Raw genomic sequence first — 24,972 nt, 5'->3', positions numbered from 1 at the left:
CCTGGCGGCCAGGTCAGCTGGCGGTCGTGATCGCGTCGCCGGTTACGCCGGCTGCGCGGCGGGCTGCGAGCCGGGCCTTCTGCGGTTCGATGGTGTACCGCGGGTCCTTGGCAGAGGCCAGCCCCGCTTCGAAGATGCCAAACCGGGTCAGTGCAGAAGCGGCCAGCAACGCCACCCCCGAAGCGGCAGCTGCGACGCGGTTGCGGCCACCCAGCACGGCTCCCAGGCCGCCGGCGACTGCCAACCGCTCGCTCCACTTCAGCATGGTGCCTGCCTTGCCCTGATGAAGGGGCTCGGCTGCCACCGGATCCATCCGGCGCTCCATGATCTTCATGGCAAGCACGTCGCCCACGACGCCAAGCACCGCGAGTTTGCGGGCGGGACCGGTCTCGCGGGCCGGCGTGGTGACCATGGCGAGCCCGGCAGAAGCGAGGCACGCCGAACTGACGAAGACGAACGGCAGTTCCTCGTGCGCAGCGTTCCAGGTGGGGGTGGCGGTGTCGCCAAGCAGCACAGCTGTGTATGCCGCCAATGGTCCGGCGAACACCGCAGCCTCGACGCCCGCCGGTCCTTCCACGGCCTGCAGCACCCTGCGCAAGGGTCCCAGCGGCAGCCGGTTTCCGCTCATCCGGTCGATTTCGGCCACTGCGGCAACGCCTGCACCTGCGCTGAAGGCGCTGAGGATCCAGGAGCCCACGCTCATCGGCGAGGTCACTTTGAAGGTCCGCAGCATATGCAGGAAACGCTCCGGCCTGCCCAGGTCCTTCACCAACGCGACGGCGCCGGCACTCACGGCGGCCAAGGCACCCAGCCGGGCATTCCGGCGAAGTATCGGCCGTCCGGTCAACTGGCCGCCGAGGCCAAGCAGCGCCGAGCCTGCTGCCACGCCGCCCAGGAACAGGTAGATGGCAACGTCATCGCCCCACGGCGCGGGCTTTACGACGGGGCGGCCGTAGTAAGAGGTGAATTCAGGCTCCGGGACCATGGGCACTTCGCGGGAACCGTCCCCGTTGTCCCTGCGGCGGCGCAGGCCGGGTTTGCCGTCCTGCCGGCGGCGCCGGGCACGCTCCGCCGGCCGGAAGCTGTCGAATTCCGAAAGGGTCACGCCCGTCCTCCCAGGAAAGCCAATGCTGCAGCCGCGGCCATGCCCGCTACAGCCATGCCTGCCCGCCGGTACATCTGCGGCAGGTCGGCTGTGGGGACGCGCGGGTCCGGCGGGAGCCCGTACACCTCGGGCTCATCCAGCAGCAGGAAGACCGATCCCGTTCCACCGACGCCGTCGTTCTCGTTCGCACCGTAGAGCCGCGCTTCGGTGAGGCCTTGCGCGTGCAGGTGGGCCACCCGCTCCCGGGCTGTTTCCACCATGTCGTCGTGGTCGCCGAACTTGATGGACGTCGTCGGGCATGCCTTGGCGCACGCGGGCGTCTCATCGGCCACCAGCCTGTCGTAGCACAACGTGCACTTCTGGGCCACGCCCACGTTGGGGTCGGCGGGATGCTTTTCGTGCTGCTCGTCCCGCTGGCCGGCCACCTTCACCGTGCCATTGCTGCGGCGTTCGATCACGCCGAAGGGGCACCCGGCCACGCAGGTTCCGCAGCCGTTGCAGACGTCGTCCTGGACCACCACGGTGCCGAATTCGGTACGAAAAAGGGCCCCCGTGGGACAGACGTCAAGGCATCCGGCGTGGGTGCAGTGCTTGCAGACGTCGGAGGACATCAGCCACCGGAAGTCTGCCGTGTCCGGGGGCGTCGTGTCGGCCTCTGCCAGGTCGGTCGCTGCGGACCCTGCCGTGGCGGGAGGACCAATGCGGGGCATGCCCAAATTGACCAGGGCCCGCCCGGATTCCCGGGCCTCGGTAATGCGTTCCTGGCCTTGCTCAATGAACGCCACATGCCGCCAGGTGCTGGCGCCCAGGGATCCGGTGTTGTCGTAGGAAGACCCCAGCAACTCGAGGTTTCCGTCCTGCGGGTTGTGGTTCCATTCCTTGCAGGCAACTTCGCAGGCCTTGCAGCCGATGCAGATCGAGGTGTCGGTGAAGAATCCCTTGCGCGGATGGTTGTGTTCCCAGTGGGCATCGGCGGTGGGGTCGGTCGGTCCGGACAGCTGGCCCATCTAGTCCTCCGTTGTGGGATCGGTATGCGGGGCGGGTTTGTTGCCTTCCGCCGTCGGATTGGTGACGGCGCTGTTCCCCGTCTCGATGGTCACTCCTGCCCGGGCTTGGTACTCCGCAACCAGGGCAAGCAGTTCCTTCCCCCGCGGACGGCGGCCCGGACGGATATCGCACGAAGCCACCTTGGACTCCTGGATCTGGACGTTGGGGTCCAGGGTCACACCCAGCAGGTCGTTGGCCGCGTCACCACTGACCACGGCATTGCTGCCGACGCCCCAGTGGTAGGGCAGCCCAATTTGATGCACGGTGTGGCCGCCAACAGCCAGGGGCCTCATCCGGTCCGTGACAAGAACCTTCGCCTCGATGGCGGAGCGCGGCGAAATGATCGTGGCCCACCCGTACGGCTCAAGTCCGCGCTCGGCGGCCAGTTCAGGCGAGACCTCGCAGAACATCTCCGGCTGGAGCTCCGACAGGTATGGGAGCCAGCGGCTCATCCCACCCGCCGTATGGTGCTCCGTGAGCCGATATGTGGTGAAGACGAACGGGTAGACGTCTGCCCCGCTGGTGCCGGCGCTCGGTGCGCTGAGGTTGTCCGCGCGGGGGAACACCAGCCGCGCGGGACTTTGCTGCTGCGGATAAAGCGCGTTCGCCACCGGTGATTCCTGCGCCTCGTAATGGGTGGGAAGGGGTCCATCCATGAGGCCCTTCGGCGCGAACAACCAGCCTTTGCCGTCTGCCTGCATGATAAAGGGATCATCACCGCTGAGTGCGGCTGGACCACCGACAGAGGGATCGGGTTTGCTGCCAGGTGCCCGGTCAACCGGGAAGTCCGGCACGTCGTCTCCGACCCACTTACCCTGTTCCTGGTCCCACCAGATGTATTTCTTCCGCTCGCTCCACGGGTTGCCGGCCGGATCAGCCGACGCGCGGTTGTAGAGGATCCGGCGGTTGGCCGGCCATGCCCAGCCCCATTCCGGGGCCGCAGGCCCCTGTTCCTTGCCCGGCTTCCGGTTGGCGGCATGGTTGACACCGTCAGCGTACACGCCGGTGTAGATCCAGCAGCCGGCCGCCGTGGATCCGTCGGCGCGCAGTTCGGTGTATGCCGAGAGCGGCTTGCCCGCATCCGGGCCGTCCAGGTGGCGGCCGTTGATTTCCGCCAGCACGGCTTCACCATCAGGTTCGCCATGCCCGTCCGTGGGGTAGTCCCAAGTGAGGTCCAGCAGCGGACGGTCCCGTTCGTCCTGCGACCCGGCCAGTTTCTCCCGGATCCGCTGGCCCAGTTCGAAGAAGAACTGCAGCTCGCTCTGGCACTCCCCCGGCGGCGACACCGCCTGGTGCCGCCACTGCAGCAGGCGCTGGGTCTGGGTGAAAGAGCCGGCTTTCTCAACGTGGGTTGCGGCAGGCAGGAAGAACACTTCGGTCTCGATGTCCTCGGTGCGCAGCTCCCCGGATTCAATTTCCGGACCGTCTTTCCACCACGTGGCCGACTCGATGAGGTTCAAGTCACGCACCACCAGCCACTTCAGGTGCGACATGGCCAGGCGTTGCATCCGGCCGTGGGCCGAACCCACTGCAGGATTCTGGCCGAGAAGGAAGTAGCCCTCAACTTCATCCTCGAGCATGCCCATTACTGTCTCGTACGTTCCGTGGGCCCCCGTCAGTCTCGGGAGATAGTCGTAAGCCCAGTCGTTGTCCGCGTTGGCAGCCTCACCCCACCAGGCCTTTAGGAGGCTGATGGTGTAGGCGTCGGCATCAGCCCAAAAACCCTTCTGTTGCTTCGAGCCAATGACTGACAGGTACTCCTCAAGGCTGTCATGGCGTCCGGCGCTGGGCATGGGCAGGTACCCGGGCAGAAGGTTGAAAAGGGTGGGGATGTCCGTTGAGCCCTGGATGCTGGCATGGCCACGCAGGGCCATGATCCCGCCACCGGGGCGTCCGACGTTCCCGAGCAGAAGCTGCAGGATGGCGGCGGCCCGGATGAACTGAGCCCCAAGGGAGTGCTGGGTCCAGCCGACGGCGTAGGCGAAACACGTCGTGCGGTCGCGCCCGGAGTTTTCCGTGATGGAGCGCGCCAGGTACTCGAAGTCCGCGGCGTCGATCCCGCACATGTCCTGGACCATCTCCGGGGTGTAGCGGGCGTAGTGCCGCTTGACGACCTGGAAAACAGTCCGCGGGTCCTGGAGGGTGTCGTCGCGCTGCACTTCGGCGTGCTCCAAAGGTGGTCCGCCGCTGCCAAAGGCGTGGCCGGCGGCGCGGGCCGTGGCATCGGCTCCGTGTTCCGAACCTGGCCCGGGCTCATCGATGGCACCGTCCCCTTTTTCCGCATAGGCCCACGATGACGTGTCGTAGGCGCGCTTCTCCGGATCAAAGCCGGAGAACAGCCCACCCAGGTCCTCGGCGTCGCGGTAATCCTCATGGACCAGCGTGGCGGCGTTCGTGTACGCGCTGACGTACTCCTTGAACCACAGGTCATTGGTGAGGACATAGTTGATGAGCGCACCAAGGAGAACCACGTCGGAGCCTGCACGAATGGGAATGTGCTTATCCGACACTGCCGACGTCCGCGTGAACCTGGGGTCAACGTGGATGACCTTGGCTCCGCGGGCTTTAGCCTCCGCTACCCACTGGTATCCCACGGGATGGCACTCGGCCATGTTGGAACCCTGGATAACGATGCAATCGGCGTTGGCCATGTCCTGCAGTGACTGCGTTGCACCACCGCGTCCAAACGAGGCTCCCAAACTGGGAACCGTGGCGGAGTGTCATATGCGGGCCTGGTTCTCGGTCTGCACCGCCCCTGCAGCCGTGAAGAGCTTCTTGATCAGGTAGTTTTCTTCGTTGTCCAGGGTTGCGCCGCCCAGCGAAGCAATGCCCATGGTGCGGCGAAGCAGCCGGCCCTGGTCGTCCTCCTGCTGCCACGTCCTGCGGCGCGTTTCGATGAACCGGTCCGCCACCATCTCGACGGCCGTGGCCAAATCCAGGTGTTCCCACTCCCTGGAGCGCGGCGCACGGTAAAGCACCTTGGTCTGCCGGCCTGGTGAATTGACCAGTTGCTCGCTGGCAGAACCCTTGGGGCACAGGCGGCCGCGCGAGATGGGTGAGTCCGGATCGCCTTCGATCTGGATGACCTTTTCGTCCTTGACGTAGACACGCTGTCCGCAACCCACGGCGCAGTAGGGGCAGACGCTCTGGACAACGCGGTCAGCAGTAGCTGTGCGGGGGGCAATGGCCTGGGTCTTGGCCGAGGTGACAGCGGGCCCACGGCCCAGCAGATCCCCCGTCGACAATTGACGGATGACCGGCCATTGAAGGAAACTTCGCGGTGCCATTTGTGGAGCATATCCCGAAGCGCCGCGAAAGCAACAGGACAGCGTTCGCGTGTCTTCCGCAGAAACTACGGCGCCGAAATTCAAGTAGTCCCCACAAAAGTCAAGGAGCACGACGACGGGACGCACCGCCGTCGTGCACCTTCCGCCGGTGCCCCCTCCCCCAGGCGGACGCAAAAAGACATTCGCCCCGGTCCGACCGTCCCCGCGTTCAGCTTCATGGTGGAACGATGGACGCATCAGAAGGTAAAGGGAGAAAATTTTGAACCAGTTTGATAACTCCGACGACGGCGCTGAAGGCGGCGAACGCGGTTCGCATGCGGGCGGCACCCCCGCGGCCCTTACGGTCGACCAGTTACTGGAAGAGAGCCGCAGCGGGCTCGTGCGTGTCCACCCTTCGGATCTTGAGCGGGAAATGGCAGCGGGCGCCCTTGTTGTTGACATTCGGCCCGTGGATCAGCGGGACCGGGACGGCGAAATTCCGGGAGCCGTCGTGATCGACCGCAACGTTCTTGAGTGGCGGCTCGATCCTTCCAGCGCCCATCGGCTCCCGATCGCTGACGACCCCGCCCGCCGCATCGTGGTTGTGTGCAACGAGGGCTACAGTTCCAGCCTCGCTGCGCACACCCTGCAGAGGCTGGGGCTGATCCGTGCCACCGACCTGATCGGCGGTTTCCAGGCGTGGGCGGCGTTGCGCAACCAAAGCAGTGAGTAACCGGCCCCGGGCCAGCGTCCAACCGGATTTCACACGCCTTAGCTGATGCGCGCCCGGGTCCAGTCAGCACGTTTTTTCGTAGTTTTTGGCGGCGTCAATTAATAGATTGACACCCTGCGTGGCACGAGTCACACTGTTGCATATGGTGATCGATGTTGCGTACAGCGCGAACAGGGACGTCCCCGACGGACGCATTGGTGCAGGTCGATCCTCCCCAACCTTTATGACTGCAAAGTTGCGGCAACGCCGGTTGCCGCCTCCAACTCTGTGGTCGCCACGAATCGCACACCAGCCAGCCCTCCCGGGAGGAAACCCAACATGACTGCTTCAGTGAACGTCCCCCTCAAGCGCGGAAAACTCGCTGCATCCCTGCCTGCCGAGCAACTGGCGGAAATCACCGAACTGTTCGAGTTCCGGCGCACGGGATATTCCCTCGATGCCCCCTTCTACACGGACCCGACGATCTTCAATATCGACATGGAGGCCATTTTCGGGCAGCACTGGATCTTTGCCGCCAGCACTGCCGAACTGCCGGAACCGGGCGACTACGTCACTGTCGACTACGGGCCCTATTCCCTGATCGTGCTGCGCAACGACGACGGCGGCGTGAACGTACTGCACAACGTGTGCCGGCACCGCGGCGCCCGCGTCCTGACGGAATCCACGGGATCAACGGGAAACCTGGTCTGCGGCTACCACTCCTGGACCTACTCGCCCAGCGGCGATTTGATCCACGCCTCGGCCCCGGGGGAAACGAAGTTCGACAAGAGCTGCTTCGGCCTCAAGCGCGCCCACGGCCGCGAGGTGGCAGGACTGATCTTCGTCTGCATTGCGGACGTGCCGCCGACGGACTTCGATGAAACCGCAAAGATCTTTGAGCCCTACCTCGCGCCCCACGATCTGTCGAAGACGAAGATTGCCTACCAGCAGAACATCATCGAAGAGGGCAACTGGAAGCTGGTCATGGAGAACAACCGGGAGTGCTACCACTGTGACGGCCACCCCGAACTCGCCTGCTCCCTCTTCCCCACCTGGGGCCTCACGGAGGGGCTGATCCCGACGCACCTTGAGGAAGTGTGGGACCGCAACAAGAACGCACAGTCATCGCTCGAGGAGCGCTGCCGCCGCTACGGCCTTCCCTACGAGGTGGTCGAGGAGCTCGACACGCGCATCGCGGGAATCCGCATCTCACGGGAATCGCTCGACGGCGAGGGTGAATCGTTCTCGCCCGACGGACGCAGGCTTTCCAAGAAACTGCTTGGCGACCTTCCGGACTTCCGCCTTGGCCGCTGCTCGATGCACCTGCAGCCCAACAGCTGGTTCCATTTCCTTGGGGACCACGTCATCACCTTCGGTGTCTTCCCCATCAACGAACACCAGTCGCTGGTGCGAACCACCTGGCTCGTGGCGGACGACGCGGAAGAAGGCGTCGACTACGACCTGGACAAGCTCACCTACACCTGGAAGCAGACAAACCTGCAGGACAAGGCGTTCGTGGAACTGTGCCAGAAGGGTGCCGGCAGCCCTGCCTACCAGCCCGGCCCCTACATGAAGAGCGAATACCAGGTGGAGGCCTTCATCAACTGGTACGTTCAGCGCGTTCAGGAGCACTTGGCATGACGGAACTCCTTACTGAAACGGTAGTCCAGGAACCCCAACGCATCCGTGGCCTTGAGATGCCGTGGAACAGGGTAATGGGCAGCGCCGAGGCACCCGCCCGCGCTGCACGTGCATTGGGTCCCTGGCATCCGCAGGAGTTCATGGCGGAATGTGTGGAGACCGTACCCGAGGCCGGGGGCATGATGACCTTCGTGTTCCGCCGCTGCGACGGCGCACCCCTGGCATTCAGGGCCGGCCAGTACGTGAATATCGCCTTTCCCGTGAACGGCGAGGACCAGGAACCCGTGGACCGCAGCTACTCAATCTCCAGCTCACCCACGGAACCCTGGACCTTCAGCGTCACTGTTAAGCGCGATCCCGGCGGACTGGTTTCACCGTGGGTGCATGACAACGTCAAACCCGGCACCGTCCTGGACATGCTGGGACCCGTGGGGGCATTCCACCTGCCCGATGCCGACCGGCGCGCACGGTACCTCTTCCTGGCTGCCGGCGCCGGCATCACTCCGATCATGTCGATGCTGCGGACCATCCACTCGCTGCCCGGTACGGCCAATGTGGTAGTGCTCTACCACGGAGCGGAAGCCGGCGGCTTTGCCTTCCACCGGGAACTGGCCTACATCGCGTCGGTGGACTCGCGCGTCAAGGTCTTCTACGCCCTTGGCGACCGCGGCCGGCCCGAGGAGTGGGATGGCTTCAGCGGAAGGCTGTCCTCGGCCATGATCGACGAGGTCGCTCCTGATGCCAACGGCCGCCAGGTGTACGCCTGCGGCCCGGAAGGTTACCTGAACACCGCCACCGAGCTGCTTAAGAAGGTCGGCGTCGACGACACCTCCATTTACATGGAGTTCTTCTCGGGGGATCGCCAGACGCTCCTTGAATACCAGGCAGAAATCGCGCTCGCGTCGGACATCGCGGAGGAGATCGCCGAGGAAATCGCCGATTCCGCCGAGGACTATTTCGAAAGCCAGCCCAGCGCGTTCGGGCTCTACGAGCCCGGCTACGACGACGAGGGAACCTTGAAGGCCACGGGGCTGCCACTGGAAACGGTCGACCCGGGCCCGGCGGCCGCCGAAGGCGGATCAGATGCGGAACCGGAGGCCGCGTCCCCCGACGCCTCCAGCTTTGACACTGTGGGAACGGGCAGCCTCACGTTGTCCTTCATGCGGACGGGCATCAATGTGCGGATCGGCCCGGACGAACACATCCTCGGAGTGGCCCAGCGCGCAGGCGTCCGGATCGGCGCGAACTGCAAGGAGGGTATGTGCGGCTCCTGCAAAGTCGTCAAGCTTTCCGGCGAGGTGGAGATGAACCACCAGGGCGGGATCCGGGCACGTGAGATCACTGCAGGCAAGTTCCTTCCCTGCTGTTCAACCGCGCTGACCGACATGGTTATCGACGCCTAGCCGCTCGGTCCGGCCCGCCCGGCACCTCAATCCACGCCCCTTGCTTCACGAAAACTGACAACTCTTGCCCCACGGAAGGTCTGATGCAGCCGGCGTCAGGCCTTCCGTGCCAATTCGAACACCAACCATAGGAGCCATGCCCATGTCAGCCAACAAAGCCGTTGCGTACAAGGCACCCGGGATTGTCGAAATCATCGATACCCCCTACCCCACCTTTGAACTGAAGGCCGGCCCCGGAGTCAATCCCGTCAACGTCGGCCGGAAGGTCCCGCACGGCGTCATCCTGCGCACCGTGAGCACCAACATCTGCGGGTCGGACCAGCACATGGTTCGCGGCCGCACGACCGCCCCAGCCGGCCTGGTCCTGGGTCACGAGATCACCGGGGAAGTCATCGAGACCGGGCCCGACGTCGAGTTCATCAAGGTCGGGGACATCGTCTCGGTCCCGTTCAACATCTCCTGCGGGCGCTGCCGGAACTGTAAGGAGCGCAAGACCGGGATCTGCCTGAACGTGAACCCGGACCGCCCAGGATCCGCTTACGGCTACGTCGACATGGGCGGCTGGGTCGGAGGGCAGGCGGAGTACGTCCTGGTCCCTTATGCCGACTGGAATCTGTTGCGGTTCCCCGACCGCGACCAGGCCCTGGAGAAGATCCTGGACCTGACCATGCTCTCCGACATCCTCCCCACCGGATTTCACGGCGCCGTCACGGCAGGTGTCGGCGTCGGGTCAACCGTCTATGTTGCCGGGGCCGGACCCGTAGGACTTGCCGCGGCGGCAAGCGCCCAGCTGCTGGGGGCCGCCGTGGTCATCGTAGGGGACCTCAATGAGGATCGTCTCGCCCAGGCCCGGTCCTTTGGCTGCGAAACCGTCAACGTGGCCAACGGCGACCCGGCCGACCAGGTCGAGCAGATCCTCGGCGTTCGGGAGGTCGATGCCGGTATTGACGCAGTCGGTTTCGAGGCCCGCGGGCACGGGCATGGCGCCAAGGAAGCGCCGGCCACCGTGCTCAATTCGTTGATGGACCTGACCGCCGCCGGCGGGTCCGTGGGCATTCCCGGCCTTTACGTCACCGGAGACCCGGGCGCCGCGGACGAGGCGGCCCAGAAGGGTTCTCTGTCCCTGTCCCTGGGCACTGGCTGGGCAAAGTCCCTCTCCTTCGCGACCGGCCAGTGCCCGGTGATGAAGTACAACCGGCAACTGATGATGGCGATTCTGCATGACAAGATCCAGATCGCCAAGGCGGTCAACGCCACAGCCATAGCGCTCGATGATGCACCGCGGGGGTACGCGGAATTCGATGCCGGAGCGGCCACAAAGTACGTCCTGGACCCGAACGGCTACCTCAGCAACTAGATCCGGGCAGGAAGCGGGCTGCCTGGGCAGGCTACCTCGTGTGAGGTCCGCCGGTTCGTCACCGGCGGACCCGCTCCCCCTGTCCGGTATCGCTCCCCCGCCGCCTGCGGTTCTCCGGCCGGTTCAAGTGACGGTGAGCTCCGTGTACATCCCTGCCCAGTAGTGGCCCGGGAGATTACAGAACAGTTCATATCGCCCGGGCGGCAGGTCAAGCGTGACCCAGCCGCTCGTGGACGGCAGGATCCCCTCTCCTTCACCTTCGGCGCAGGCAGCGGAGGCCTCGCCCAGGCTGCCGGCCTCGTCGGCTCTTCCGTCCCGGCCCACGGGGCGCGTTCCTGCGCTCTGGGTGCCCGCCACGGGGACGACCAGCATTTCATGAGGAATGGTGCCGGCGTTGGTGACCAGGAAGGACACTTTGCCGTGGGCCACGGTGGCCCGGTCCGCGGTCAGGCGCATGCTGCCGCGCATCATCCTGGGACCGGCCATCATGGGCCCGCCCCTATCGATGGTGGTGACGTTCACGACGGTGCCGGCGAAACTCGGCGCCGCGCAGCGGGTGGTGCCGGGATTCCCTGCTCCGCCCGGATTCGGGCCACCGCCCAGCAGCGCGATCCCCGTCATGGACAACGCGGTCAGCAGTACTGTCGCGATAGCCCCGATCAGGATCTGCGTGCTGCGGGAGAGTGTCTTCACGGCCTGCGTCGGAGAGCAGCCCGGCGTTCATTCAGCTCGGTAGCGTCGATTTCCCCCCGCGCGAAACGTTCATTCAGGATCCGCTCAGCCTCATCATGAGCAGACCCGTAGTATCCCCCGTGCCCCTGGCGTCCGCCGCGGACCAGAAGAATCACGACCGTCACCACACCACCCCAGAACAGCAGCATCATCAGGGCCATGACAATCCAACCGCCCACACCCCAGTCGCCATACCCTCCGTACATCATCCCCGGACCCGCCCCTTCAATCCCTGCCGTTCATTCCAGCTTTGCGCGGTCACCGACGGGCGAACAGAGCCATTAGTCACCTGGTTTCGGGCCTTCCCGAAGCCACGGGATTCCCTGGCGTCCCGCCCGTCGCGACGGCGCATTCCGCCGGATCGTCCATCTGTGCTGTGTTCAAACCAAGCCTTGAACAGCAGGCACTTTCTCATCTGGTTGACATGCAGAGCCGGTCAAGGGTCTCGTTCAGGGAGGACTCGATCTGGCTGTCCAGGAGGTCACGCCTGTTCCCGGTGGACGGGTCTTCGAGTTCGGTGGGCAGTGATGGCGTTGTGACTGTCATCGCCGCCTGGTAGCTCCCGTCAGCGCTGCTGACTGCTATGGTCCGGTATCCCCAGAATGAGCCCCTTCCTTCGTGCCGCGACTCCTTCGAGCATCCGTCCGCATGCTCCCACAGGCCCAGCCCGTAGGGGCCAAACCCGGGCATGGTGCCACCCTGGAAGGGCTCCTGCCCTTGGATACCCTCCACGCCGTTACGGTGGGCAGGCAGGGTCGTTTCGGACGCTCGAAGCAGTGACAAACGCAACGGGAAGGGCGCGCACACTGAACGGAGTGCGCCATACATGGCACGCCTCTTCACTGGCAAAGCGGTTTCGGTGGAGATGCTGCGGGAAATGGAGACCAGCCCGGTTTCGCCCCGACGGACTGTGGGAGCAGGCTCTGCAGCCCTGCACAACTGAACAAAGACCTATTCTGACTGTCTTGGCACCGTCGAATCAAGGGCACAACAAAGCCTCGGACCAGCAATGGTCCGAGGCTCCCCAGATGCGCCTAACGATCGATGCGGACGCTGAGATCCAGGTGGATGTTCTCGGCCATGAGGCGGTCCTGAAGGTACTGGGCGAGGCTCGCATCGGTCGCGGTGTGCGGGCCTTTCGGCGCAGCCCCGCGGAACAGGGCCTGGGTGTTCGTTGACTTGATAACGTCCAGCGGCGTCCACCGGAGATGTCCGTCAGTCATCCGCTCGATGTCGGTGCGGAAGGTGCGCCGGTGGTCGTCTCGGACCGAGGCGCGCATAGTGAAGGGAATGAAAGCAGTGGGCAAGAGGGTCCTTTCGAACGAGGCAGCCAACCGTCGGCGCCTCACTGGGAACAAGCCCAAAACCAGCACTGGTATTCCCTCTAAGCCAGAATGAGGTGGGCGTCACAGACGGACGTCAAGGTCCCGCTTGTTGGGGGCAGGACCTTGAATGGGGACAGGGCCGGCGGCCGTGGCAGCTTTGAGACAGGATGCTGCCCTCTAACCGCCGCCGGCCCAGCCTTTCCCGGGCATCTGCGTGAGAGGGGTCCTGCGCCGATGATACCTGCGTGCCAAGAATCATCTGGGGCCCGGGCCTCGGCTGGAGCTGACACCGCCGCTTGAAAGACGACGCCGGCCGGACGCTTAGCTTTCGGCGTCGAGTCCGGCCTGCGAAATGAGCTCGCTCAGCCACGGACGGTGTTCGCGGTGGAAAGTGATGCCCTCCGGCAGGCCCTGCACCGATGGGCCAGAGGGGGTGATGTCAATGGTGATCCGGCCCCCGGCCAGGGGCGCATTGGTAATGTGCAGATCCCCGTACGATGCCGGCAGAGCAGGATCCATCCAGAAGCCGCCCCGCGACACGTGGGCGTCGTACCGCATCAGGCTGGTGATCAGCATGATGGGTGTGGTGGCCGCCCACGCCTGGGGTGAGCAGGCCGTGGGGTACGGTACCGGTTCGGTTACCTGTTCCCGGCTGAAACCGCAGAACAGTTCCGGGAGCCGCCCGTCGGAGTAGTCCGCCGCTTCAAGCAGGGCCGTGGCGATCCGTTGCGCCTCCTCCACGAAGCCGTAACGCATCAGGCCCGCCGCGATAATGGCATTGTCGTGGGGCCAAACAGACCCGTTGTGGTAGCTTGCCGGATTGTAGGCGCCCATGTTTGTGGCAAGGGTCCGCACGCCCCATCCACTGAACATTTCAGGCGACATCAGCCGCTCGGCCACCATCGGCACCTTGTCATCATCAATGATGCCGTGCCACAGGCACTGGCCCATGTTTGAGGCGCAGGCATCCACCGGGCGTTTCCTGCCGTCCAGCGCTACCGCGAAGTAGCCGCGTTCCGGCAGCCAAAACGCCTCGTTGAACCTCTTCTTCAGCGCCGCCGCCTCATCGGTGAGCTGCGCGGCCAAACCCGCGTCGCCGCCGTCGTACGCCATCCACGCCCGTGCCTGCAGCGCGGAGTACACCAGCGCCTGCACCTCGCAAAGGGCTATCGGCGGCTCGGCAAGGGTGCCGTCAGCGAAGTTGATGCCGTCCCACGAGTCCTTCCACCCCTGGTTTAGCAGGCCGTGGTCATTGAGGCGGCAGTACTCGACGAAGCCGTCGCCGTCCTTATCGCCGTAGTTCCGGACCCAGTCCAGGGCGCGGTCCGCGTTGGGCAGGAGGGCTGCGATGGTTTCCTTGGCGAAACCCCACCGGCTGACGGAGGCCAAGGTCATCACGAACTGCGGAGTGGCGTCCACGCTGCCGTAATAGACCGACTTTCCGCCCAGAGCCAGCCCGGAAGATACCCCAAGCCGTACCTCGTGGAGGATCTTCCCGGGTTCCTCCTCACTCACCGGGTCCACCACGTTGCCCTGGCGGTCAGCCAGGGTCTGCAGGGTGCCAAGAGCCAGTGACGGATCCACAGGCAGGGCCATTTCTGAAGCCCACAGCGAATCACGCCCAAAAAGGGTCATGAACCATGGCGCTCCTGCGGCCACCACAATCCGCTCCGGATACGCAGGGTCCTCGATCCGAAGTGCGCCGAGGTCGTCGTAGCTGCGCCGCAGCGTCCGTTCGATGGACCGGTTGGTCATCTGCAGCCTGGGTATTTTCGCGACCCATTCCTGGTGCCGCCGGTCACTCTGTGAGGTGCCGTGCCGGACAGGGCGTGAAACGTCCTTTTGCCCGGCCGGTGCAACGCTTAGCCGCGTTCTCCAGTGGCCGGAAGCGGGCACCACCGCCTGGTACGTGAGTGCGCCGACGGTGGCCACGGCCCCGCGTCCCCGCACCAGGACAGCCTTCCGCAGGTCCTGCCATGCCGCGCTGATAATCAGGGAATCACCGTCGGCTCCACGGACGACCTCCCAGCGCCGCTGGACCCTCGCCTCCTTCACCTCGAACAGGTCCGCGAAATCCGAATCGACGCCAACGGAGACGCTGCACTCCACAGGGTTTCCGGAGTAGTTGCGAATGGTGATTTCCTCTATCACGCCGTCAGCGACTTCCCGCAGGCGCTCCACGATCAGAGGGCTGTCCGCGTATCCGTCCCCGCGCGGAACGCGGCCGATGAACAGTGCCCGGTAGGGTTCTTTCGTTTCCGCGGCCAGCGGCTCGAGCGACTGGCCGTTCACCGTCATGCTCCACCCGGAAAGGATCCGGGTGTCCTCGTGGAAAACACCGTGGGGAAGTTCCGAATGGATGTCGCCGTTGGCGGCGGAGATGCAGAAACATGAACCTTCCACCAGCGTTACGGTTCCCGCCCCCACCGGCCCCGCCGCTGTGTCCGCATTCCATCCAGCCATGTCCGCTCCTCTGACGGCTACGACCGTTCCCGGCGGAATAGACGATACGCCGCCGCCAGGGCTCATGAAAGGGCCGTCAGCAGGAGTGGCAGGGCGTCATCCCGCACATCCTCGACAACGGACTGGAGCGACGTCGACCGCATGAAGACCTGGGTGGAACTCCCCCGGACGGCATCGCCGGCGGGACGCGAGTTCATGGGGACGAGCCCCAGCCGTTTCAGACTGGTCCTGGTGAGGCTGGGGCATGTGGCTGTCCCGTGAGTATTGGAGGACTGCTGACTTCACACCCGTCTGCAGGACCTTAGGAATTGTCAATAAATGTTGACGCTGGCGATTTCCGTCAACTAATGTTGACGCATGGAGGTGGACCGGATGAAGACATTGGTTGCATCAATGGACGGCAAGGGCCCCGCTGACGCGTTGCGCGCGGTCGCTGAGCTGCAGAAGGAGGTTGGGCGCACCGAAGCGTCCCTGGTCAGGAAGGCCCGGCAGGCCGGCCTTTCTTGGGAAGCCATTGCCCTGTGCCTGGGCGTAAGCAAACAAGCCGTCCACCGCAAGTACGGGAAGCGCTAAGCGCTGCTCCTCAGTCTTTCTACCGGCTCGTCCCCGCCGGATGGGAGCAAACTTTGGCAGGACAGACAGGTGCCCCATCTCCCGCGCCGAAGAAAGTAGCCGTCCGAGGAAGTTTCCCACCACAATCAGCAAAGTCTTGTTGTGCCCGCTCCCCCCGGCCCATGCACCGGTGCTGGCCATCCCGAACCAACCCGACACAGCCGGAAACGAAGCCGGCTGTTCGCTGTTCAGCTTTTTGATTCGGGGTCGACTGCCTGGCTCTTTGCCGCTGCTGGCGACCGGGAGGGGCGGATGCGAGGCGGTGGCGAGGGCCCTTCGACACGGACGTGCAGCTCGTTGTCCCCGCGCAGAATGGCGCGGAGCAGCCGCCGCTCCTCCCATCTGAGCGACCTGAGCGCGTGACCGCGCCGCAGTAGCAGACCCCCGTTCGGGGTGGCGTACCACTTCTGCAGATCTCCCAGCTCCTCGGCTCGCAGCAGCGCGACCGTGCTGCCCGCCGCCGAGTCGATCATGCTGACAAGCGACGAAGGTCCCGTCAGATCGGTCGAAACGACTCGCCGCTCGCTCTCGGCGAGGATTGTCTTTTGCGCTGCGCGTGTCACGACGAGGGGACGGGACGGGCCGTCCAACAGCCCGGTCAGCACGTCCGCCGCAGCGTCAGGGCGGCCCGTTCTCCGCGCCGCCGCCTGCATCCGCTGCAGGCGGCCCGGCTCCCGCAGCAGCTCGTCGATCTTCCAACCGATCGTCGCGGGAGTGTTGCAACGGACCGCCGCCCCCTGCTCCATCAGGTAATCCCCGTTGCGAACCTCCTGCCCCGGAATGGGGTTCACAAGCACCATGGGCAGCCCTGCAGCCATGCACTCCGCCGCCGCCAGACCGCCCGGCTTGCCCACAAACAGGTCGGCGCGGCGCAGCAACTCGGGCATCTCCGCCGTGAAGCCGAGCACGCGGTAGCGGTCGCCAGCGGGCGCCACTAGCTGTTCGATACGCTGCCGCAGGGCATCGTTGCGTCCGCACAGAACCGTGGCCGTGAAGGATGAGCGCATGTGCAGCGTCTGCCGCACGACCGAGACGGCATAGTCTCCGCCAGTCGCGCCCGCCGAGATCAGCAGCATCGGGGGCTCGTTTACATCGCGCGCAGGCGCTACATCCAGCTGGCTGGCGATCGGGATGCCCGTGGCCGCGACGCGGTCGGGGGGCAAACCCAGCGCTATCAGCTCCACCCTGCCCTCTTCCCTGGCCAGGAAGAGCGCATGGAACGCCCCCGTAAGCCATAGGCCCTGGAAGTCGTAGTCCGTCATGACGACGGCGGTCCGCGCGTCAATCACGCCGCGAAGGAGCAGCGACGCCAGCAGTTGGGCTGGCAGGAAGTGCGTGCACAGGATTGCGGTCGGCCGGAATCGCTTGATCGCACCGATCACCGGAAGAGCGTTCACCCGTGTCCAGGGATCAACTGGGACCCGGCGCCGGAACGGACGGTCGTTGATGTCGTAGCCCCACTCGACCAGCCAGGGCAAGTCCTTGACCAGGACGAAGTAACCCTTGCCCAGCAGTGAGCGGTAGAGCACGCTGCTCACCTGCAGCACGTCGAGCACCTGCACCTCATCAATGTCGGCGCGCGCGGCACACGCCTGCCGCAGCGCCGCCGCGGCGCTGTTGTGCCCCGCTCCTACCCCTGCTGACAGGATGAGTACGCGCTCGCTCCCAGCGGCGTCGGGGCCTCGTGCCGAGGTTCTGCGCATGAAACGAGTCTAACCGGCCCGACCCTATCACCACCGCCTGACCCAAGTAGTACTCGATCGGCGTGGGCTTGGTTCTCCTGTTGACGGCCCTGCAATCCTTGGCCCCTCAGGCTTTCCGGCAGGAGTTGTGTTGGAAGCACCGTCCATGACCTAGCCCTCTCACGTCTGCCACAACATGAGCGATTCCTTTGTGCTTTCTGAACGTGTCTGTGAATCTCAAAAAGTCGTTATTTCTGGTGCTGAACCTATAGGCGAAGTGAGGTGCCCTCCAGTAAGCGAAACAGCTACCTGACCTGTTCAACGCGTGACATATCCGAATATCAGTTAGGCCCTGGACAGAACCGCTGGGGCCTAACTGCTCCAATCAGGACTCACTCGCACCGAACGGCAGGTACGCCCGCAGCAGGCGGAACGATTCGGTCATGAACGGCCAGGGAGAGCCCGTATGCACTTCTGAAAGGTGGCACAAATATTGTTGGTTCGCTTCGACGCCTACTGACCACAGCCTTCAGGCACAATGGCGTCATGTGCGGCAGATACGTGATATCCAAGGCCACCGGCGACCTTCTGAGCTACTTTGATGCCAAAGAGGTAGAAGGTGACCCGCCTCCTCCGAGCTGGAATGTGGCGCCGACACAGAGCGTGCATATCGTGGCTGAGCGCCTGGACGAGGGCTCCATCGAGCGGCATCTGCTCGTGGCCCACTGGGGTCTGGTCCCCTCTTGGGCGAAAGACATCAAGATCGGCAAAAAGCTGATCAATGCCCGCAGTGAACTGGAGAAGCCGTCTTTCCGCAAAGCGGCGGTCAAACGAAGGGCAATCCTGCCAGCTGACGGATACTTTGAGTGGCAGAGCACCTGCTGGGCTCTGCCGGAGCCAACCCTGACACCCCGAGTTGTCAGCACGAGGGTAAACAGCGTCCGTAACAACGGACCTGAGCATATCGAGCCGGCCGAGTGATCGAGGCGTAGAGCACCACGATGCCGTTCCCGCATGCCCCGATGTGGCTTATGGCTGGCAGGCTTCTGCGTCCCATGTAATTGTTTTTGCATGGCGAAATTGGCCGGCATTGAAAGGTCAAGGATGCCTTCAAGGAGTAACAGTTCTATACGGGAAGGGCGCGCGCTCAGCGAACGGGGCGCGCCTTCTTCGTGCCCTCTGACCTTCCTGCGTTGAACTTGAAATAGCGTGGCACCAGGCCACTGGCTGCCTCCGCTCTCCGGCCGTCCCTGCGGCGGGAGGAGGATGGAGTTAAGAGGTGCCCGGAGGGCCGTCCGCCATGTCGAAGAGGTCAAGGACCGCTGCGCCCTCCTCCAGCAGGGGGTCGCGATCGGCTGTCTGCGCCACGAGCCGGGTTACGTCGCTCATAAGGGTCTGCACATACTGCCGAACGACGGCGCGGTGCGCGGCGTCTCCGAACCAGGCGAGATCACGGCACACCCGCAGCAACGCCCTGACGACGCGGGGTTCGTTCGATCCGTAACGCCGAACCTGTCCGAGGGCCAGATCGACGAAGTAGGCGAAGTCGCGGGCCGGGATGTGGAGCCTGACCGTACCTTGGGCGTCTGTCACTGCTCGCGGGCCGTGCTGCCTGAGTGTAAGCGCGGCGAGGATCGTGCCCAGATGGTCGACCGCCTGGTTCGCCGTGTATGGGTCATTAATAGCTGGCGAGAGCGCCTTGGACGCGACGTCCGCGAGCTGTCGGATCCCGAACGCGACGTCCTGCTCCAGGGTCCGTTCGTAGCCGATGCGTACACTCTGCGCTAGTGCACGCCGAAGCGGGGCGGAAGCCTCGGGCACATACGGTCTCCCGCTGCCGTCAGCGACGTCCCATACCCAGGCGATGGGTGCTCCGGCAACCACGTGCCGGCCCACCATGGGCACCATCAGTGCCTTCAGGCCCCGCTCCGCGAGTGCACCGACGAATGGCCCGACATGGAAAGCCTGGACGTATCCCGATGCCGGTGCCGGCAGGGCGGTGGCACCCTGCGGCACGTCCGGCATGGGGATCCCAGGGTCGCCGGGGACGTATGACTGCTCGATCACCTTCAGCGTCGCCGTCTCGACGCCCTTCATGACTTGGTCCACCTGGATCGAATGCGATAGATGGTGGACGAAGAACACGAGCATCACCATGCTCACGAACAGCAGCATCAGCGCGCCGCTAACGGCGAGTCGGGGGTACTCCTCGATGCGTTGGCCGCCTGCGATGCCCACCGTGTAGAGCCCCGCCGTGCTGTACGCGAAGGTCGCGACGAAGGCGCTCAGGGTCAGCTGGTTGGGGATGTCGCGGAGGAAATTCCGCAGGAGCCGAGGGCTGAACTGCGTCGACGCGAGCTGCAGGGCCACCACGGTAAGTCCCAGGACGAGGGCGATGACCGTGACCATCGTGCTGGCGATGCTCACGAGCAGGTTCCGGGCGTCATCGGATGTCCCCTGGAAGAGGAGGACTGCAAGAGGCGACGTCTTGTCGATCTGCACAGCGGAAAGGCTCGCCCCCGCGATGAGCGCGAGCACGACGGCGCATGTCGGCATCGCCCACAGTGCGCTCGCCAGATACTCCCGAAGAGCCACACGCTTCACATGTGCCACTCTCTGCCGACGGTCCTCGGTCGTCAAGGGGCGCTGTGCTGAGTCCGGTCCACCGGAGGTCACTGGTCTTCGCAGGACGGAAGCCCATGGCATCCATGCCCTTGCTGGTCTCCTCAATACCGCCACCGCCGAACCACCCGAGGTGTTTCTGCCACCCGTGTGCGACCAGCACACCGCCAAGTCCCGCACGGAACAGGGCGGGCTCCCCGAGTTAGGTTTTTTACCGCTACTGCTTTCGGGAGCTACCCCAAAAGCTCCCAGTCCCAGCCATAGATAACCACAGGAGTCATAGGGTTTGTAGGGATGCGGCGATGTCGTTGGCGAGCAGTTGGGTTCTTCGTGGGGCGCGAAGTGTCCTCCACGGGGCATGAGCGTGTATCCCCTTACGTCGTACGTCCGCTCCGCCCAGCTGCGTGGTGGGGTTGCAAGGTCGTGCGGGCCGAGGGCGACAGCGCTGGGGCGAGGGTGAGGGGCAGGGTCTGCTAATGCTGGTAGGCGCCCTCGGCTGCGATCCGCGCCTGAACCTTGTCTAGATGCTCCCGCTCCTCATCGGTAACTGTCGCCTCGTCAATGTGAAGCGGGGCAGCGACCGCCAAGAGATGGTACCTGCGACGGCGCCACGATACGCCTCCCCGAGCCGCGAGGTGATTCCGGCGCCGAGATCACCACCATGCGCCGCGTACTGCTGGAGGCCGAGATGACGGTCATCAAGTGGTGCCAGAGTTTAATGCGTTTGCTCGTCCAAAGTTGGTCGCTGGGGCGAGAAGGGAAACCCAGGAAGGGCCGGAACGATCACCGTAAGGGCGCGGTCTGGGTCGCCACCGCAGCGCGACGGCGTGGCCAGGCGCTGTGCCACTTCAAGGAGCTCGAGGACACTGATTGGCCACCCATTGGTAAGAATGCTTACTCAATTCGGACGGGAGGGAAAATAGATTGTCTTCAGTGAAACTATCGTGGGCGCCATCATCCCGGGTCCGCGTCGGCATCTTCCCCAGAGATGGACGAGAAAAAAAGTCCGTGCCACCCCGACGTCGACGGTGTTGGCGTGCATGGGTTCGCGAAACAAAGCTGTCAGGGTCCGCTGCGCCAGCCCCGACGCCTAAGCCCGGGGTGAGGTGTCCCGTCGTCGATATGGCGTACCGGTCTGAAAGCCGCTGACTCCTGTATAGCCGCCTCGGTTACATTGATATTCCATACTCTGGACTTCTGCATTCGACAGTCGTACTCTGACGGGCACGAGCTGGGGAAGCCGCAAAGGAGGGGCCATGTCCTCAGCGCTGGAAATTCTCGAACTCCGCGTCCATGGGGTTCGTAATACTCCGCCTCATGAAATGTTGGGGGTCGAGCCGGGCGATGTGGTGCCAGCCGACGCTGACGGCATCAAACTCGCCGACAATCTAGCTGGTTTCTACAAAGCTAAGCAGCCGCCCGCGGAAGCATTGTTGGCGCCAGATTCGCGAATACGGATAGAGGCATACAGCTGGGGCAAGCTGGACCGCTTCGCGCCGTCTGGACTTCTAGGCAAGGCTGCCCGGGCACTATATAACATCGGGTGGTTTTTGATCGCACCATTCGGTCTTGCTAACGCTGCCTACTGGGCCCGTGTTCTAAAGGCTGACAACCGTCGCGAAGGCGATGTCGGTCCAGGCACAGGCGCGGCGCTCGTGCGTCTCTTCAGTCTGCTGTTGACGCTCTTGTTCGCCACTGCCGTGGCCACGGCCGCCATGGACTTTGTCGCTGTTCAGTGCTTTCGTACTGAGAATGGGCAACGCCAGATGTGCGATGCCTTGCCGCACTGGTTCGATGGTCTTCGCGACCTGGAGCGGGGTCAGCGCCTTGCCGCCGTATCAATTTTTCCGATCCTCGCCGTGACACTTTTGGCAGCCGTTAGCCTGTCCAGCGATGTTCGTTTCCGCACCCGGTTCACCGATCAGAAACGGGTTCAGAGTCATTTGAAAGTACCCGGGGAGAAGCCAAAGACCCGGAGAAATATGTTGAAGGACGCACCTGTCCTCGCTGCACCGCGGCTCTGGATTCGCAGGGTCAACTCGCCGACGGGCGTGGCGCACATTGCCGCGACTGTCCTGCTCGTCGCATTCCTGCTCGCTGCTGACCTCAAGGCAAATTCGAAGGACGACGCTGCCGCCGCCACAACTTTTGCGGCTATTGCCTGCTTTTTGCTTGCAGTTGTAGCAGGATCTGTCATGGTTTGGGGATCAAAGAGCGTGCGGGCACCCTTCAAGGTCAGGTTCTCGCGAATGGCCTTGGCGGTGGCTCTTCTCCTTGCGAGTCTCCTCGTCTATCTTTTGACCGTCGTGGTGGTCTGCCGCGCTACTACTGTGAACGAAACAGCCCCCTTTACCGTGGCCCAGATCGTGCCGATCGTGCTGGTGGCCCTCCTGGCGATATTTGCGACGTCGGGGTGTTTCATGCGACTGAGCCCGGCTGCCGCCGTCTTCTGGGGAACGCTGCTATGGTGTTGCGGCTTCATCGGCGGCCTCATCATCGTCAGCCGCTTGGATAGGGCACCAATGTCCGTAAGCGCGGCCTATGGAGTGTGCGCAATCTGCTTGATCGCTGTGGCGGCTTCCCTCATGAAACAGGGAGAGAGGGCTCCGGTGCGGCCACTTGGCCGGAAGGCTGAAGCGTGGCACGGTCTTGCTCCTGCCGTGATGATGTACCTCAGCCTCCTGCTCGCTGCCTTCTACTCCAGCGCAATCGTCGTCGGAATCGGCAACTGGCTGCAGGCTGGCGGACTCCTTTGGCAACAGGACACCAACCATCCGCTCTTCCGCAACCTACTGAAGGACGACGCCTCTGCAATCAAAATCCCCTTCCTCTACTGGGCAGCTGGTGGAGTCATGGTGCTCCTGGTCCTGGCCGCCGTACTGTTAGTGGCCGCGCTAATGCTCAGCAGCCTATGGAGTGGTAACGGAGTCACAAATCCTGACATCGCTGAGGTTGAACAGCCCTATACATCGGAGATTTTGGCTGTCCGTCGCAGAAGCGCCTTGCTTCAGCGCGGGGAGCGAGTAGTAGAGATCGCAGCCCTGGCAACTATGTTTGGCGTCATCGTGGTTCTGGCATTGACGATCCTCCATGAGTACGGTCCAGGCCGCCAGTGGCTGCAGCAACAATGGCTTTGGGAAACGTTCGCACCTGCCGGCACCTGGGTGACCACATGCGCACTAACAGCAGCAGGGGCCCTGATAGTGGGCGCAGCGATTACCAGTGCGGCAGTGGGAACAGGCAGGCCGCTGGGGCTCCTCTGGGACTTGGTGGCTTGGCTGCCAAGGGCCGGCCATCCTTTTGGTCCTGCTTGTTACTCCGAACGCGCGGTTCCCGAACTGGCAAGCAGGATGCTCCAATGGCTCACGGACCAGAAAAAAGTAGATGATCCGGAGGTGCTCGATCAGGTGCAGCCTGCGCGTCGCATCCTCCTGGCTACGCACAGTCTTGGAGCCGTCCTAGGCATCGCCGCCCTGTATCATCTCGCGGCCACGGTCCAACAAAAGGAGCTCGACGCGCGAGAAAATATGGCTACCGCAGCCGCCAAGGAAGCCGCCGAGCAGAAGACCAGGGAGCTCCTATCCAGGATCAGGCTGCTTACTTTCGGGATTCAGCTCCGCCCATACTTCGGGAGGTTCTTCCCCGACCTGTGGGGACCGGCTGTCCTTGGAACGCCAGGAGTAAAGGGACCACGCTACTTCGCAAGCGATCCATGGAAGGACCGCTTTTTGCCCACGCCACCCCTACTGCCGCAGAATCCGCCTCAAGGCCATCTTGTGGGGCTTCTGCGTGGAGGAGCAGACGGCCCAGGAGTTTGGCAAAATTTATGGCGCCGAACGGACTACCTCGGCTTCCCTGTCTACTCGTATCCAAACGACACTGCAGATAAGAACGCACTGGATGCCACCGCCCTTGAGATTGAGCCTGACTCCTATCAGGCGCTAGTAGCTACCCACGGGAACTACTTCAAGACAAGCAGTTATGCTGTCGCCCGTGAGAGCCTACTGAAGGATTGGGAGTTCCAGGAAGGGCGCGCGCCTGCCGGCACAACCATGGCGGTCGTGGTTGTTGGAGTCATGGGGTGGTTCTGGTGGCGCCTGAGACCGGACGGCTCCCGATTGAAAGTCCAAGCCGCGAAGGACAAGCCGGATGAGATGTAACTTCGCCCCGGCTTCGGCTCCGTGCAGAGATTCTTATTGCCCTGGGCTCTCGATTACATACCCGGTATTAGGAACAACGGATGAAAGACAGATGGCCTTTGACCTGCGGAATCACTGTGCCCGAAGTGGGACTCGAACTATATTCAAACCCTTGCAAACATTGGGAACCGGCGAAAACATCCAGAATCCGGAGCAGTTCGTGGGCGGTACGAGGCACTCTGCTACGAAAAGTGTGGACATTGTCCACACACTCCTTTGGGGGGCAATTCCCCGAACTCGGTCCGTCGTTTCCTGGGGCGAATTCATGCGGTTGATCACCGCCGCCGGGCCAATCCCTCACCTGCCAGGGCGTGACAGCGTCATCCCTACACGGTGCGGAGCTTTACCGAAGTTGCCAGCCGGCCATCACACTGGGAGGCGTGGTGCCTGCAGGGGTAGTCCACGGCGCCCCTCCGGAGCCATGATGGCACCATGACTGATCCCCAATGGAAGCTGTCCGCCGCCGAGATCGCCGAGGCCGGGCTTACCGGCTGGCGCGTGACCGGTGGGGCCCTCGCCGCCACATTCAGGACCCGGAAGTTCTCCACCGGCCTGGAGCTCGTGAACCGCATCGGCGCCTCCGCCGAGGAGGCCAACCACCACCCCGACCTCACGCTCACCTACCCCGAGGTCGGCGTCACGCTCTCGAGCCACGATGTCGGCGGGATCACCAGCCGCGACATCGACCTGGCCCGCGCCATCAGCAGCCACGCCGCGGACCTTGGGGTCGCGGCCGCGGACTGAGTCTCCCGCCGTCGGGCAGGGGCCGTGGAGGAGTCGGGCCCCATGTTCGTTTTGGGTTCTCA

19 protein-coding genes are annotated in these 24,972 nt (G+C 63.9%); 8 read left to right on the top strand and 11 right to left on the bottom strand.

Features of this window, described 5'->3' with window-relative positions:
* Positions 1-13: 13 nt before the first annotated feature.
* Genes nrfD through fdh form a run of 3 tightly spaced genes read right to left on the bottom strand, consistent with a single transcriptional unit; the run spans position 14 to position 5,439 of the window.
* On the bottom strand, positions 14-1,105 hold the full coding sequence (gene nrfD, locus LDO14_RS09305) for an NrfD/PsrC family molybdoenzyme membrane anchor subunit (protein WP_134165405.1): 1,092 nt from the start codon (positions 1,103-1,105) through the stop codon (positions 14-16).
* Positions 1,102-2,112 (bottom strand): 4Fe-4S dicluster domain-containing protein, encoded by a 1,011-nt coding sequence (locus LDO14_RS09300; RefSeq protein WP_018771024.1) that lies wholly within the window; start codon positions 2,110-2,112, stop codon positions 1,102-1,104. The genes nrfD and LDO14_RS09300 overlap by 4 nt, the downstream gene beginning before the upstream one ends.
* A complete protein-coding gene (gene fdh / locus LDO14_RS09295; protein ID WP_223994996.1) occupies positions 2,113-5,439 on the bottom strand; it encodes a formate dehydrogenase in 3,327 nt (1,108 codons plus the stop codon). It abuts the gene before it with no gap.
* 259 nt (positions 5,440-5,698) lie between these two features.
* On the opposite strand from fdh, the gene LDO14_RS09290 reads away from it, so the two are divergent.
* From LDO14_RS09290 to fdhA, 4 genes are all read left to right on the top strand, one after another.
* Positions 5,699-6,151 carry a rhodanese-like domain-containing protein gene (locus LDO14_RS09290; RefSeq protein ID WP_056390116.1) on the top strand — a complete coding sequence of 151 codons (453 nt, stop codon included), beginning with the start codon at positions 5,699-5,701 and terminating at the stop codon, positions 6,149-6,151.
* Between the two features lie 318 nt (positions 6,152-6,469).
* Complete coding sequence (locus LDO14_RS09285) at positions 6,470-7,771, top strand: aromatic ring-hydroxylating dioxygenase subunit alpha (RefSeq protein WP_018771028.1); 1,302 nt, start codon at positions 6,470-6,472, stop codon at positions 7,769-7,771.
* Positions 7,768-9,174, top strand: coding sequence for a ferredoxin reductase (locus tag LDO14_RS09280; protein WP_018771029.1), 1,407 nt, complete (start codon positions 7,768-7,770; stop codon positions 9,172-9,174). Before LDO14_RS09285 ends, LDO14_RS09280 begins: the two co-directional genes overlap by 4 nt.
* A 142-nt stretch (positions 9,175-9,316) precedes the next feature.
* Positions 9,317-10,531 (top strand): formaldehyde dehydrogenase, glutathione-independent, encoded by a 1,215-nt coding sequence (gene fdhA, locus LDO14_RS09275; protein ID WP_018771030.1) that lies wholly within the window; start codon positions 9,317-9,319, stop codon positions 10,529-10,531.
* A 123-nt stretch (positions 10,532-10,654) separates the two neighbouring features.
* Here the strand turns inward: fdhA and LDO14_RS09270 are convergent, their stop codons facing one another.
* The 6 genes from LDO14_RS09270 to LDO14_RS21575 form a co-directional block, all read right to left on the bottom strand.
* Positions 10,655-11,224: a sulfocyanin-like copper-binding protein gene (locus LDO14_RS09270; protein WP_223994994.1), complete on the bottom strand. Its 570-nt coding sequence runs from the start codon at positions 11,222-11,224 to the stop codon at positions 10,655-10,657.
* On the bottom strand, positions 11,221-11,424 hold the full coding sequence (locus tag LDO14_RS09265; protein ID WP_223994992.1) for an SHOCT domain-containing protein: 204 nt from the start codon (positions 11,422-11,424) through the stop codon (positions 11,221-11,223). The genes LDO14_RS09270 and LDO14_RS09265 overlap by 4 nt, the downstream gene beginning before the upstream one ends.
* 250 nt (positions 11,425-11,674) lie before the next feature.
* Positions 11,675-11,995 (bottom strand): hypothetical protein, encoded by a 321-nt coding sequence (locus tag LDO14_RS09260; protein ID WP_223994990.1) that lies wholly within the window; start codon positions 11,993-11,995, stop codon positions 11,675-11,677.
* Between the two features lie 302 nt (positions 11,996-12,297).
* Complete coding sequence (locus LDO14_RS09255) at positions 12,298-12,570, bottom strand: hypothetical protein (RefSeq protein WP_026266036.1); 273 nt, start codon at positions 12,568-12,570, stop codon at positions 12,298-12,300.
* Between the two features lie 339 nt (positions 12,571-12,909).
* Positions 12,910-15,051, bottom strand: a complete 2,142-nt coding sequence (locus LDO14_RS09250; RefSeq protein WP_223994988.1) for a glycogen debranching N-terminal domain-containing protein — start codon at positions 15,049-15,051, stop codon at positions 12,910-12,912.
* A gap of 62 nt (positions 15,052-15,113) precedes the next feature.
* A complete protein-coding gene (locus LDO14_RS21575; protein ID WP_018771052.1) occupies positions 15,114-15,248 on the bottom strand; it encodes a hypothetical protein in 135 nt (44 codons plus the stop codon).
* Positions 15,249-15,408: 160 nt separating this feature from the next.
* On the opposite strand from LDO14_RS21575, the gene LDO14_RS09245 reads away from it, so the two are divergent.
* On the top strand, positions 15,409-15,624 hold the full coding sequence (locus LDO14_RS09245; protein ID WP_018771053.1) for a hypothetical protein: 216 nt from the start codon (positions 15,409-15,411) through the stop codon (positions 15,622-15,624).
* A 227-nt stretch (positions 15,625-15,851) separates the two neighbouring features.
* On the opposite strand, the gene LDO14_RS09240 is transcribed toward LDO14_RS09245, so the two are convergent.
* Positions 15,852-17,366, bottom strand: a complete 1,515-nt coding sequence (locus LDO14_RS09240) for a glycosyltransferase (RefSeq protein ID WP_223994986.1) — start codon at positions 17,364-17,366, stop codon at positions 15,852-15,854.
* Positions 17,367-17,891: 525 nt separating this feature from the next.
* Between LDO14_RS09240 and LDO14_RS09235 the strand changes: the two genes are divergently transcribed.
* A complete protein-coding gene (locus LDO14_RS09235; protein WP_223994984.1) occupies positions 17,892-18,326 on the top strand; it encodes an SOS response-associated peptidase in 435 nt (144 codons plus the stop codon).
* 291 nt (positions 18,327-18,617) lie between these two features.
* On the opposite strand, the gene LDO14_RS09230 is transcribed toward LDO14_RS09235, so the two are convergent.
* Complete coding sequence (locus tag LDO14_RS09230) at positions 18,618-19,901, bottom strand: DUF2254 domain-containing protein (protein ID WP_223994982.1); 1,284 nt, start codon at positions 19,899-19,901, stop codon at positions 18,618-18,620.
* Positions 19,902-21,223: 1,322 nt separating this feature from the next.
* Here LDO14_RS09230 and LDO14_RS09225 point away from each other — a divergent pair.
* Both LDO14_RS09225 and LDO14_RS09220 read left to right on the top strand, forming a co-directional pair.
* The gene (locus tag LDO14_RS09225) at positions 21,224-24,127 is read left to right on the top strand and encodes a hypothetical protein (RefSeq protein WP_223994980.1); all 2,904 of its coding nucleotides are present in this window, start codon (positions 21,224-21,226) and stop codon (positions 24,125-24,127) included.
* Between the two features lie 471 nt (positions 24,128-24,598).
* A complete protein-coding gene (locus LDO14_RS09220; protein ID WP_223994978.1) occupies positions 24,599-24,910 on the top strand; it encodes a 4a-hydroxytetrahydrobiopterin dehydratase in 312 nt (103 codons plus the stop codon).
* Positions 24,911-24,972 lie beyond the last annotated feature (62 nt).

This window comes from Arthrobacter sp. NicSoilB11 (assembly GCF_019977375.1).
In the GTDB taxonomy this organism is placed as follows: domain Bacteria; phylum Actinomycetota; class Actinomycetes; order Actinomycetales; family Micrococcaceae; genus Arthrobacter.
Note: the sequence above shows the minus strand (reverse complement) of the source record. Positions and strands in the feature narration are given on the sequence as shown.